Raw genomic sequence first — 13,429 nt, 5'->3', positions numbered from 1 at the left:
GAGACCGCCGTGTCCAGACCAATCCTTGCCGTTGCCACATCCCTCGTTCTGGCATTGGCAGGCACCTTCGGCTCAGCGCCGGCTTTCGCCCAGAATTACGGTTATGGCGACTACAACGGTTCCATCATCCGCTGTGAATCGATCGACGGTCGAAGCAACCAGTGCTATACCGGCGGCGGTCGGGTGGTGCTTGAGCGGCAGGTTTCCAACGCACCGTGCATCGAAGGTCGCACCTGGGGCAACAGCCGCGATGGAGTCTGGGTCAGCCAAGGCTGCCGCGCCGATTTCCGCGTGCTGCGCGGTGGCGGTTGGAATGATCGTCCCGGCTATGGCGAAGCCGTTCGCTGCGAGTCCCACGACGGCCGCTACAACCGCTGCGCGGTGCCCGGACGCGGCAGGCCGCAGCTGGTGCGCCAGATTTCCAATTCACCTTGCATCGAAGGGCGAACCTGGGGCTCCGACCGCGACTCGGTCTGGGTGAACAACGGCTGCCGCGGCGATTTCGCCAACAGCTACAGCGGTGGCGGCTGGGGCAACAGCGGCTACGGCGGTCGCATCTTCCGCTGCGAGTCCATCAATGGCCGAACCCAGGAGTGCGCGGCCAATGTTCGTGCCGGCGTGCAGTTGGTTCGCCAGCTGTCGAATGCCCCCTGCATTCAGGGGCGCAGCTGGGGTTATGGCCGGGTCGGCGTGTGGGTTTCGCAGGGCTGCCGGGCGGAGTTCCGCAGCTACTGATCGCGGTGCCCGCGGCAGGACAGCTGCATCCGGCGCCCAGTGCGCCGGATGTTTTTGCGGGCAGGTAAAATGGCGGCGTGAACATCATCGATTACGGCCGTTACGACCACGTGCGCCCGCTGCGCTGGACCGGCGAGGCGCTGGATCTGCTCGACCAGCGCGTCCTGCCGTTTGATGTCACGTATCTGGCCTGCCGAAGCAGCGATGCGGTGGCGGAGGCCATCCGGAATCTGGTCGTGCGCGGCGCGCCGGCCATCGGCATTTCCGCGGCCTGGGGCGTGGTGCTGGCCGCACGTGCGGTGCAGGCGGCGTCCGGGCCGGAGGCCGCCGCGCGGCTGGAACCGGCATTGCAGCGCCTGAATGCCGCTCGGCCGACCGCCGTTAACCTGGCCTGGGCGCTGGCGCGCATGCGCGCGTCGCTCGCGACGGCCGGAACCGACTGGCTTCAGGTTCTGGAGCGCGAGGCGGCTGCGATCGAAGCAGGTGATCTGGCCGCCAACCGCGCCATGGGACATCTGGGTGCGGCTCTGGTGGCCACGGGCAGTGGCGTGCTGACCCACTGCAACACCGGCTCGCTGGCCACGGCCGGCTTCGGGACAGCGCTGGGCGTGATCCGCGCCGGCGTGGCGGAAGGCCGCATCGGACGCGTGTTTGCCACCGAAACCCGGCCCTGGAACCAGGGCGCGCGGCTGACCGTGTGGGAATTGCAGCAGGACGGCATCGACGCCACCCTGATCGCCGATTCCGCGGCGGCGCACCTGATGCAGACAGGGCAGGTGCAATGGGTGATCGTCGGCGCCGACCGGATCTGCGCCAACGGCGACACCGCCAACAAGATCGGCACTTGCCAGCTCGCCATCGTGGCGAAACATCATGGCGTGAAGTTCATGGTGGTGGCACCGGCATCCACGGTCGACATGGACACCGCCGACGGTTCTCGGATCGACATCGAAGAGCGCGATCCGGCCGAACTGCTGAGCGCGCGCGGCATGCGCACGGTGGCCGAAGGCGTGCGCGCCTGGAACCCGGTGTTCGACATCACGCCGCACGGGCTGATCGACGCCATCGTCACCGAACGCGGGGTGGTCGAACGCCCCGACGCGACGCGCATGCGGGTGTTTTCCGAAAGCTGATCCGATGCTTGGACACCCGGCCTTCCGGCCCCCGGAAGGCTGCGGAAAAGCCGCGGAAATGCTACAATTCATAGCCTCAGGAATCCCCGCGTAAACCGCTTGCGGACAGCCTTTTCGCCGTCCGCGTCCGGGCGTGGGCCAGCGACAGGAAAACGGACGCACGATGGGCGATCTCGCGCAGGAAATCATCCCGGTCAAGCTCGAAGACGAGATGCGGCGGAGCTACCTCGATTACGCCATGAGCGTGATCGTGGGGCGCGCGCTTCCCGACGTTCGCGACGGCCTCAAGCCGGTCCACCGGCGCGTGCTGTACGCGATGAACGAGCTGGGTGCGCACAGCAACAAGCCGTACTACAAATCGGCGCGCATCGTCGGCGACGTCATCGGCAAATTCCATCCGCATGGCGACAGCGCGGTCTACGACACGCTGGTGCGCATGGCGCAGCCGTTCTCGCTGCGCTACATGCTGGTGGACGGGCAGGGCAACTTCGGATCGGTGGACGGCGACAGCGCCGCGGCGATGCGCTACACCGAGGCGCGGATGTCGCGCATCAGCCACGAGCTGATGGCCGACATCGACAAGGACACGGTCGATTTCCAGCCCAACTACGACGAGAAGGAACTGGAACCCACGGTCATGCCGACCCGGGTGCCGAACCTGCTGGTCAATGGTTCTGCCGGCATTGCCGTGGGCATGGCGACCAATATCCCGCCGCACAACCTCGGCGAGGTGGTCGATGCGCTGCTGGCGCTGCTCGACGATCCGGACATCGACATCGACAGCCTGATGCAGTTCGTGCCGGGTCCGGATTTCCCGACCGCCGGCATCATCAACGGCACCGCCGGCATCCAGCTCGCCTACCGCACCGGCCGCGGCAGGGTGCGGATGCGCGCCAAAACCGAGATCGAGGTCAGCGACAGCGGGCGCGAGGCCATCATCGTCACCGAGATACCCTATCAGGTGAACAAGGCGCGGCTGATCGAGAAGATCGCCGAGCTGGTCAAGGACAAGAAGATCGAGGGGATCGGCGAGCGCCGCGACGAGTCCGACAAGGACGGCATGCGGATCTACATCGAGATCAAGCGCGGTTTCTCGGCCGAGGTCGTGCTCAACAACCTGTATTCGCTGACGCCGATGGAGTCGGTGTTCGGCATCAACATGGTGGCGCTGGTCGATGGCCGTCCGAAGCTGCTCAACCTCAAGCAGATCCTCGAAGCCTTCGTGCGCCACCGCCGCGAAGTCGTCACTCGCCGCACCCTCTTCGAACTGCGCAAGGCGCGCGCCCGCGCCCACGTGCTGGAAGGCCTGACCGTCGCGCTGGCCAACATCGACTCGATGATCGAACTGATCAAGACCTCGGAAAACCCGCAGGTCGCCAAGGAACGGATGCTGGCGCGGCGCTGGTCGCCTGGGCTGGTCGGCGCGCTGCTGGGCGCCGCCGGCGCCGCGGCGAGCCGGCCGGAGGACCTGCCGGCCGGGGTGGGGCTGCTGGCGGACGGCTACCAGCTCACCGACGTGCAGGCGCAACAGATCCTCGAAATGCGGCTGCACCGCCTGACCGGGCTGGAGCAGGACAAGCTCACCGAGGAATACCGCCAGCTGCTCGACACCATCGCCGGGCTGATCCGCATCCTCGAAGACGCCGGCGTGCTGCTGGACGTGATCCGCACCGAACTGCGCGCGCTCAAGGACGAGTTCGGCGATCCGCGCCGCAGCGAGATCCGCGCCTCCGAGGAAGACCTCGACATCCTCGACCTGATCGCGCCGGAAGACGTGGTGGTGACGCTGTCGCACGCCGGCTACGTCAAGCGCCAGCCGGCGACCAGCTACCGCGCGCAGCGCCGCGGCGGCAAGGGGCGCAACGCCGCCTCGACCCGCGACGAGGATTTCATCGAACAGCTGTGGCTGGTCAACACCCACGACACCCTGCTCACCTTCACCAGCAGCGGCCGGGTGTTTTGGCTGCCGGTGCACCAGATTCCCGACGCCGGGCCGAACGCGCTCGGGCGGCCGATCGTCAACTGGATCCCGCTGGAAGCGGGCGAGAAGGTGCAGGCGGTGCAGCCGGTGCGCGATTACGAGGAAGGCAAGTTCGTGTTCTTCGCCACCAGGAACGGCACGGTGAAGAAGACCCCGCTGACCGAGTACGCCTACCAGCTCCAGCGCGGCAAGATCGCGATCAACCTCGCCGAGGGCGATGCGCTGGTCAATGCCGACCTGTCCGATGGCACCCGCGACATCATGCTGTTCGCCAGCAACGGCAAGGCGGCGCGCTTCGCCGGCGAGACCGTGCGCCCGATGGGCCGCACCGCCACCGGCGTGCGCGGCATGAAGCTGGCCGAGGGCGAACAGGTGGTCAGTCTGGTGGTGCTGCACGGCGAGGGCGACATCCTCACCGCCAGCGAAAACGGCTATGGCAAGCGCACCGTGCTGGAGGAGTTCCCGAAGAAGGGCCGCGGCACCCAGGGCGTGATCGCGATGAAGACCAACGGCCGCAACGGCGCGCTGGTCGGCGCCATCCAGCTTTCCGAACACCACGACGTGCTGCTGATTTCCGACGGCGGCACCCTGGTGCGCACCCCGGCTTCGGACATCTCGCAGGTCGGCCGCAACACCCAGGGCGTCACGCTGATGCGGCTGTCCGAAGGCGAGAAACTGCAGGCGATCGAACGCCTGGATGCCACGTTGGACGAGGACAGCGGCGAGAACGGCAACGGCGGCGAAGCGGCGGGCTGAGGCGAGGTCTTGGCCAAACCGCCTTGCCGCACCCGGATGGTCGCAGGTGAAGGCGGGCCTGGCCTGCAGCGCCAGGGGTTCTGTTGCGGGCGACCATTGCGTCGAATCTGAATCCTCGCCATCCGGTCGCGCCGTCGTGCGTCCGTTTCCCGCGCCGTTTCGCGTCCTATACTCATGACGAGCTGCAACAGGACGGGGCTGCGATGAAGCGTGTAGGGACGAGGGCGCTGGGCGCCGCTGTCGTGGTCGTGCTGGCATTGGCGCTGCTGACCGGACTGCCAGGCTGCAAGCGCAACGTCGGCGGTCAGCTGCCGACCGCCGGCGGCGAGGCGATCCAGGCCCAGCGCGAGACGGTTCGCGGCTTCGGCATCGTGCGCGCCTATCCCGAGCAGCGCCCCGACGGGCTGGCGGTGACGGTCGAGTTTTCCCGTCCGCTGGTCGGCACCCAGGATTTCGACAAGCTGCTGGTGATCGACGCCAAGGGTGGCGACGGAGACAGCAGCTGGGTGCTCAGCGACGACGGCAAGCGCCTGCGCTTTCCCTATGCCGAGGCGAACAAGACCTACACGTTGCGCATCGCCGGCACGCTGGCCGCGGCGGACGGCTCCACCCTCGGCAGCGATCGGGAACTGAAGGTCTATACCGGCAAGCTCGACCCGGCGGTCGGCTTCGCCTCGCAGGGCAGCGTGCTGCCGGCGCGCGAATCGCGCGGCCTGCCGGTGGTGTCGGTCAATGTCGATGAGGTCGATGTCGAATTCCTGCGGGTGCGAGATGCCTCGCTGCCGCAGTTCCTCGCCAACTACCGGCGCGGCGGCAAGGCCGACAGCTGGAAGCTCGACCCGTCCTGGTACGACTCCGACGATGCGGACAGCCGCCTACCGATCACCCGGATGGCCGATCCGGTCTACGTCAATCGCTTCGTCCTCGGCGGCAAGCCCAACGAGCGTTCATTGACCTACCTGCCGGTGCAGGACATCCCGGAGCTGCAGCAGCCTGGCCTGTATTTCGCGGTCATGAAGAAGACCGGCAGCTTCCGCGACGATTACGACATCGCCTTTTTCACCGTCAGCGACATCGGCCTGCATGTGCGTGCCTACAAGGACAAGCTGTTCGTGCACACCGCCTCGCTCCACGATGGGTCGGGAATCGGCGGCGTCGAGCTGAAGATCCTCGATGCGAACGGCGAACCCATCTTCAAGGGCACCACCGACGGCAACGGCAATGCGCTGCTCAACTACACCCTGGACGCGGGCCACGTGATCGTGGCCAGGCGCGGCAAGGACATGTCGATCCTGGGCTTCAACCAGCCGGCGCTGGACCTGTCCGAATTTGCCGTAGCCGGGCCGACGCAGGCATGGTTCGACGTGTTCGCCTGGTCCGGGCGCGACCTCTACCGTCCCGGCGAGACCGTGAGGATTTCCGCCCTGCTGCGCGATTTCGACGGCAAGCCGGTGGCTGCGGCGAAGAACGGAAAGCCGCAGCCGCTGTTCGTGCGGCTCAAGCAACCCGATGGCAAGACATTTGTCGAATCGCGGATCGAGGCGCAGGCGGGCGGCTATTTCCGCTTCGAGCGCGCGATTCCGGCCGAGGCGCCGACAGGGCGCTGGCTGGTCGAGTTCCGCACCGACCCCGCCAGCAAGGAGGCGGTGCAGGGCATGCAGCTGCGGATCGAGGAATTCCTGCCCGAGCGCATGAAACTCGATCTGGATGCCGCCGGAACCGTGTTGCGCCCGGGCCAGCCGCTGAAGCTGGTGGCCAAGGGCGCCTACCTGTACGGCGCGCCGGCCAGCGGCAACCGGTTCACGGCCAGGATGGCGGTGGTGGTAGACCAGCATCCGCTGGAATCCCTTCGGGGCTGGTTCTTCGGCGATCCCACCGTGGCCTTGCCGCGGGAACCCAGCGACGCCATCGACGCCAAGCTCGACGCGCAGGGCGAGCTGCGGGAAGACATCGACTTGCCCGAGGAAGTGAAGGGCAACACCCCGGTCAAGGTGGTGGTTGCCGGCAGTCTGTTCGAAACCGGCGGCCGCAGCGTCAACCGCAGCCTCACCCGCACCCTGTGGCCGGCCAATGCACTGGTCGGGGTGCGTCCGCTGTTCGACGATTCCGACGGCTCCGGCGCCAATACCCGCGCCGGCTTCGAACTGCTGCGTTACGGCAGCAACGGCCAGCCCATGCCGGTCAAGGGACTGAAGGTGACCCTGGTGCGCGAGCGCCGCGACTACCACTGGACCCACGGTGATGACGGCTGGAACTACGACTTCACCCGCCGCTTCGAGAACGTCGAAACCCGCACGCTGGATGCCGGGAAGACCGCCACCCGCTTCGATTTCCCGGTGGAGTGGGGTGACTACCGGGTCGAGGTGTACGACCCCGAGACCAGGCTGACCATGCGCTATCCGTTCCAGGCCGGCTGGGGCTGGGATGACGACAACCGCGGCCTCGACGCGCGCCCGGACAAGGTCAAGCTGTCGCTCGACCGCACCGCCTACCGCGCCGGCGAGACGCTCAAGGTGACGCTGACCCCGCCGCATTCCGGGGAAGGGCTGGTGATGGTCGAAACCGATCGCATGCTGTTCGTGCGCTCGCTGCAGGTGAAAGCCGGCACCGTGGTCGAAATCCCGGTGACGCAGGACTGGGAGCGCCACGACGTCTACATCACCGCGCTGGTGTTCCGCGGCGGCAGCGCGCCCAGCAAGATCACGCCCAGCCGTGCGGTTGGCGAGGTGTTCGTGCCGATGGATCGCGGCGACCGCCGGGTCGATGTCGCGCTCACCGCCCGATCGCAGATGCGCCCGGATGAGCCGCTGCAGGTGACCATCGCCGCGCCGAAACTGGCGGGCAAGCAGGCTTGGGCGACGCTGTCCGCGGTCGATGTCGGCATCCTCAACATCACCCGCTATCCGGTGCCGGACGCGAACGCGCACTTCTTCGCCCAGCGTCGGCTCGGGGTGGACGCCTACGACATCTACAGCCGCGTGATCGAAAGCTTCGAGGGCGGAACGGCGCGGATGCGCTTCGGCGGCGACATGGCGCTCGCGGCCCTGCCGCAGGCGCGTCGGCCGACTTCGCGGGTGCAGACCGTGGACCTGTTCTCGGGGCCGGTGCAACTCGACTCCAAGGGCGTGGCGCGCGTCACCCTGCACACGCCGGACTTCAACGGCACCCTGCGCGTTTCGGCGCTGGTGTATTCGGATCGCCAATACGGCAACCGCGATACCGAGGTGCTGGTGCGTGCGCCGATCGTGGCCGAGGCCAGCATGCCGCGCGCGATGGCGCCGGGCGATCGCGGCACCGTCACGCTGGACGTGAGCAATTACACCGGCAAGCCGGGCAGCTTCAGCGTCAATGTCGAAGGCATCGGGCCGGCCCAGGTCGGCAACGGCACCCGCACCGCCACGCTGGAACCGCAGGCCAAGACCACGCTGAATTTCCCGCTGACGGCGCAGGAAGGCTTCGGCACCGCCCAGGTGCGGGTCCGGGTCGAGGGCAACGGCTTCAAGGTGGACCGTCGCTACGACCTGCCGGTGCGCCCCGCCTGGCCGGCGGTGATGCGCTCGCGCACGCTGGCGCTGCGCGCCGGCGAAGGCGTCACGCTGGATGCCGGCATCGCCGAAGGCTTGCTGCCCGGCTCGGTGCGGGCGCGCATGCAGGTCAGCGCGTTGCCGCCGATCCCGTTCGGCGCGGCGCTCAAGGGCGCGCTGGACTATCCCTACGGCTGCGCCGAGCAGACCACCAGCAAGGGCTACGCCGCACTGGAGCTCGATGCGGCGACCGCGCGCGGGTTCGGCGTGTCCGGCCTGGATGCGGCGCAACGTCGCGCGCGCATGGACGGCGCGTTTGGCCGGCTGTCGGCGATGCAGGTGTCGAGCGGACATTTCTCGATGTGGGGCGGCAACGACAGCGACTCCGTCGATCCGCTGCTCACGCCCTACATCGTCGAGTTCCTGCTCGATGCCCGCGAAGCCGGTTTCGCGATTCCCGATGCGGTGTTGCAAAAGGCGCTGCAGCGGCTCAGCGAGGACCTGCTGACCAACGGCGTCGAGTTCTACGGCCGCGACAACCGCGAATACCTCAAGTTCGCCTACAAGGCCTATGCCGGCTACGTGCTGGCGCGCGTCAATCGCGCGCCGCTGGGCACGCTGCGCGCGCTCTACGACAACGACCGCGGCAAGGCGCTCAAGGGACTGCCGCTGGTGCACCTGGGGCTGGCGCTGTCGCTGCAGGGCGACCGTGGCCGCGGCGACAAGGCGATTGCCGCAGGCTTCGCGTTCAAGGGCGACCGGGTCGGCTGGCTGGGCGACTACGGCAGCCCGCTGCGCGACCTGGCGCTGATGATCGCGCTCACCCACGAACGCGGTTATCCGAAGGCGGCGTACGACGCGCGGGTGATCGATCTCGGGCGTGAACTGGATGCGCGTCGCCAGACGTCATGGTTCTGGCTGAGCACCCAGGAGCAGATCGCCCTGGCGCGGCTGGGCAAGGCGCTGCTGGCCGCACAGACGCGCGATGTCTCGGGCACGCTTGTCCATCGCGGAACGAACGAGACGATCGCGGCGGCGCGCAGCTTCGCCCGCGACTTCGATTACGCTGAACTTGCCGGCGGCCTGCGCTTCCTGCCGCAAGGCCAGCCGCCGTTCTTCGCCAGCCTCGACGTCGTCGGCGTGCCGCGCAGCGCGCCCGCGCCCGATGCCAGCGTGATCAAGATCGAACGCGCGCTGTTCACCCTCGACGGCAAGCCGTGGACTCCGGGTCCGCTCAAGGAAGGCGACAGCCTGATCGTGCGACTGACGATCCGCTCCGACCAGAGCACCAGCAATGCGCTGCTCACCGACCTGCTGCCAGCCGGACTGGAGCTCGAGAACATGAATCTCGGCGACAGCGCGCGCTGGGCCGACGTGACGATCGACGGCGTCAGCATGGAGGATCGTTCGAGCGAGTCCGACCAGGTCCACGAAGAGTTCCGCGACGACCGCTACGTGGCTGCGCTGCGCCTGAGTTCCGGCTCGACATCGCACGTCTATTACCTCGTGCGCGCCGTCACGCCGGGTACCTACACCGTGCCGCCGCCGATGATCGAGGACATGTACCGGCCGCAGCTGCGCGGGGTGGGGCGCGCCGTGCCAGCGACGCTGACGGTGGTGGAGCCGTGATGTCTCCGGTCGCGCGGGCCGGGAAGCGCAACGCCGCCGGAACGCTGCGGCGCGCGTTGGCTTCCGGCGCGTGCCCGGAACGCGGAGACGAATGACGTCGGAGCCGGAGAAGGGATCGCAGCCAACGCGGGCGCCGGAAGCCGAGGCGGCGGGTGCGTCCTCGACGCGCCGGCGCCGTTGGCGGGCGCTGCTGCCGTGGCTGCGCTGGGGCCTGGCCGCCGCGCTGGCGCTGCTGTTGGCGCTGGACTTGGCGTTTCCACTGCCGCTGCCCGGCAGGCGCGATCTTTCGACGGTGGTGGTGGCGCGCGACGGCACCCCGCTGCGCGCCTTCGCCGATGCCCATGGGGTGTGGCGTTATCCGGCCTCGCCGGAGCAGGTCTCGCCGCTCTACCTGGAGGCGCTGCTGGGCTACGAGGACCGCTGGTACTGGCACCACCCCGGCGTCAATCCGGTGGCGATGGCGCGCGCCGCAGTGCAGTTGGTGACCAGCCGGCGGATCGTCTCCGGCGGCTCGACCCTGACCATGCAGGTGGCCCGCATCGTCGATCCCAAGCTGCACGGTTCCGGCACCCGCAGCGCCTCCGGAAAATTGCGCCAGATCCTGCGTGCGCTGCAACTGGAAGCGCACCTGTCCAAGCGCGAGATCCTGACGATCTATCTGGAACGCGCACCGTTCGGCGGCACCATCGAAGGCGTCGAGGCGGCCAGTTGGGCGTATCTCGGCAAACCGGCCCGTCAGCTCTCGCACGCCGAGGCCGCGCTGCTGGCGGTGCTGCCGCAGTCGCCCAGCCGGCTGCGGCCCGACCGCAATCCGGAGGCGGCACAGGCCGCGCGCGACAAGCTGCTGGCGCGGATGGCCAGCCTGCACATCTGGACGCCGGCGCAGGTGGCCGATGCGCGGGTCGAAACCGTGGTGGCGCGGCAGCTGCGCAACCCGATGGATGCGGCTCTGCTGGCGCAGCGCCTGCATGCGCAGTCGCCGCAGGCACGCCGGATCGTGACGACCCTCGATCCCGGCCTGCAGCGCGCGCTGGAAGATCGCGTGAGCGCCTATTTTTCGAGCCTGCCGCCGCGTACCTCGGCGGCGCTGCTGGTGGTCGACAACGCCACGCTGGAAGCACGCGCCTACGTCGGTTCGGTCGCCTTCGGCGATCGCCAGCGGCTGGGCGACGTGGACATGGTGCGGGCGCTGCGCTCGCCCGGATCGACCCTCAAGCCGTTCCTGTACGGCATGGCGCTGGATGACGGCCTGATTCATTCCGAAAGCCTGCTGGTCGATGCGCCACAGTCCTTCGGCGGCTATCGCCCGAGCAATTTCGACACCAGTTTCCGCGGGCCTGTGGGCGCCGCCGAGGCATTGCGGCTGTCGCTCAACGTTCCGGCGGTGGACCTGCTGGACCGGATCGGCCCGGCGCGCTTTGCCGCAAGACTCGAACATGCTGGCGTTGCGCTGCAGTTTCCGCTCGGTGCGCAGCCCAACCTGAGCCTGATCCTCGGCGGCACCGGAGCGAAGCTGGAGGATCTGGTCGGCGCTTTCGCCGCGTTCCAGCGCGACGGCATCGCCGGGCGCGTGCGCCTCACGCCGGATGCGCCGAAAATCGAGCGGCGCATCCTGTCGCCGGGTTCCGCATGGATCGTTCGCGAAATCCTCACGGGCGGCGCCCGCCCCGGCGAACCCGAAGGCATGTTCGAGCGCGGCCGGCGCGCGCGCGTGGCCTGGAAAACAGGCACCAGCTACGGCTTTCGCGACGCCTGGGCGCTGGGCACCACGCCGCGCTACACGGTGGGCGCGTGGGTTGGCCGCCCGGACGGCACGTCGCTGCCGGGGCAGTACGGCGCCGTGACGGCGCTGCCGCTGCTGTTCGAAGTGGTGGACAGCCTGCCGCACGGCGCCGGAGACCTGCGAGAGCCGCCACCCCCGGCCGGCGTGGAAGAAGTCGAAATCTGCTGGCCGCTGGGGATTGCCGCCGACGCGCAGCCGCCGTCGCTGTGCCGCAAACGGCTGAAGGCGTGGACGCTGGACGGCGTGATCCCGCCAACCTTCCCCGAGCGCGATGCGAGGCGCTGGGCCACCGGCATCGAGCGCTTCGAAGTCGATGCTGGCAGCGGTCAGCGGCTGTCGGCGGAGTGCAGCGCGCCGCATGTCGCGCAGAGCCGGGAGATCGCGCGCTGGCCGGCGCTGCTCGGGCCGTGGCTGCCGGCGGACTGGCGCGCGCAGTCCAGCCTGCCGCCGCTGGCGAAGGACTGCGTGGACGACGGCCGCGCCGCGCTGGAAACCCTGCGCATCCAGGGCATCAATGCCGACACCGTGCTGGCGCCGGCGCCGGGACGCACCGGTGTACGCGTCACGCTGCGGGCGTTGGGTACTGCGGGCTCGGTGCAGTGGCTGCTGGACGGTCGCTGGATCGCGCAGAGCAACGGTGGAAGCCCGTTCGTTCGCGAGTTCACCGAACCCGGACGCCATGAACTGACCGCGCTCGCCGACAGCGGCGCCTGGGACAGTCTGCGTTTCGCAATCCTCGAACCGCAGCCCTGCGAATCCTGTTCGCCTGCGGTGGACACGCCTTCAGACGGGCAGCGCGGCGAGCACGGCGTCGGCCGCTGATACCCGCAGCTCGCCAGGCGCCTCGACCCATAGTGCACGCACGATACCGTCGTCGGCGTACAGCGCGAACCGCTTGCTGCGGATGCCCATGCCAAAGCCGCTGCCGTCGAACTCCATGCCCAGCGCACGGGTGAAATCGGCATTGCCGTCGGACAGCAGGCGCAGGCCGGAGGGGACGTTCTGGCTCTTGCCCCAGGCCTGCATCACGAAAGCGTCGTTGACCGCCATGCAAACCACCTCGATGCCGCGCTGCTTGAAGCTATCGAAGCGCTCGACATAGCCCGGCAGGTGCCGTTCGGAGCAGGTTGGCGTGAACGCGCCCGGGACAGCGAAAAGAACCACGCGTCGGTGTGCGAACAGATCGGCGCTGTTGATCTTGCGTACGCCGTCGTCGATGAATTGCAGGACCGCTTCCGGAATGCGGTCACCGATCTGGATGGGCATGGGAACGCTCCTGGAATCCTGAAAGATAATTGAATGGAGGCGCGTGTGCGGCAAAACGACGCCTTGCGTGGCGTCTGCATGATCCCATATCGCAGGCAGGTGGCAATGCGGCCACGAACACAGGAGAGCGCCATGAACCCGATGAGGCATGCACACGGACCGCGTTTCGCGCGCAACGAACAGCGCGACGGGCAGCAGCTGCAGCAGGACGACCTGCGACAGTTCTTCGATCGATTCTTCCAGTTCGGCGACCTGGGCGATGGCTCCTCGGTCGTCACCAGCCAGTGGACTCCGCGCGTCGACATCCGCGAGGAGGACGGCCGTTTCGTCATCCAGGCCGATCTGCCGGGCGTGGATCCGGCCGAAGTCGAGATCCTGATGGACAAGGGCATCCTGTCGATCAAGGGCGAACGCAAGAGCGAATTCGACGACGGCGGCGAGCATTACAGCCGGATCGAGCGCCGCTACGGCGTCTTCCACCGCCGTTTCGCGCTGCCCGACAGCGCCGATGCCGAAGGCATCACCGCCGAAGGCCGCAATGGCGTGCTGGAGATCAGCATTCCCAAGCGCCCGGAAACCACGCCGCGCCGGATCCAGGTCGGCATTGGCGGCGCGCGGGCAT

General features: G+C 68.3%; 6 protein-coding genes and 1 pseudogene. 6 read left to right on the top strand and 1 reads right to left on the bottom strand.

Translation table 11 applies throughout. The features are described from left to right. Positions 1 to 9 precede the first annotated feature (9 nt). The 5 genes and pseudogenes from Q0X16_RS08595 to pbpC form a co-directional block, all read left to right on the top strand. Positions 10 to 735, top strand: a complete 726-nt coding sequence (locus Q0X16_RS08595) for a DUF3011 domain-containing protein (protein ID WP_297833209.1) — start codon at positions 10 to 12, stop codon at positions 733 to 735. A gap of 77 nt (positions 736 to 812) precedes the next feature. Beyond that, a complete protein-coding gene (gene mtnA, locus Q0X16_RS08590; RefSeq protein WP_297833208.1) occupies positions 813 to 1,868 on the top strand; it encodes an S-methyl-5-thioribose-1-phosphate isomerase in 1,056 nt (351 codons plus the stop codon). 163 nt (positions 1,869 to 2,031) lie between these two features. Further along, a complete protein-coding gene (gyrA, locus tag Q0X16_RS08585) occupies positions 2,032 to 4,605 on the top strand; it encodes a DNA gyrase subunit A (RefSeq protein ID WP_297833207.1) in 2,574 nt (857 codons plus the stop codon). Between the two features lie 203 nt (positions 4,606 to 4,808). Further along, positions 4,809 to 9,758, top strand: coding sequence for an alpha-2-macroglobulin (locus tag Q0X16_RS08580; RefSeq protein WP_297833206.1), 4,950 nt, complete (start codon positions 4,809 to 4,811; stop codon positions 9,756 to 9,758). A 91-nt stretch (positions 9,759 to 9,849) separates the two neighbouring features. After that, positions 9,850 to 12,279, top strand: a pseudogene (pbpC, locus tag Q0X16_RS08575) (penicillin-binding protein 1C); the annotation flags it as partial. A gap of 45 nt (positions 12,280 to 12,324) precedes the next feature. On the opposite strand, the gene Q0X16_RS08570 reads toward pbpC, so the two are convergent. Then, positions 12,325 to 12,807, bottom strand: a complete 483-nt coding sequence (locus Q0X16_RS08570) for a peroxiredoxin (RefSeq protein WP_297833205.1) — start codon at positions 12,805 to 12,807, stop codon at positions 12,325 to 12,327. Between the two features lie 141 nt (positions 12,808 to 12,948). Here Q0X16_RS08570 and Q0X16_RS08565 point away from each other — a divergent pair. Then, positions 12,949 to 13,429 (top strand): Hsp20/alpha crystallin family protein (locus Q0X16_RS08565; RefSeq protein ID WP_297833258.1); only part of this gene is annotated, 481 nt, incomplete at its 3' end.

It is taken from the genome of Thermomonas sp. (assembly GCF_025993755.1).
Taxonomy (GTDB): domain Bacteria; phylum Pseudomonadota; class Gammaproteobacteria; order Xanthomonadales; family Xanthomonadaceae; genus Thermomonas.
The sequence above is the reverse complement of the archived record's forward strand: the minus strand, read 5'-3'. Positions and strand labels throughout refer to the sequence as shown.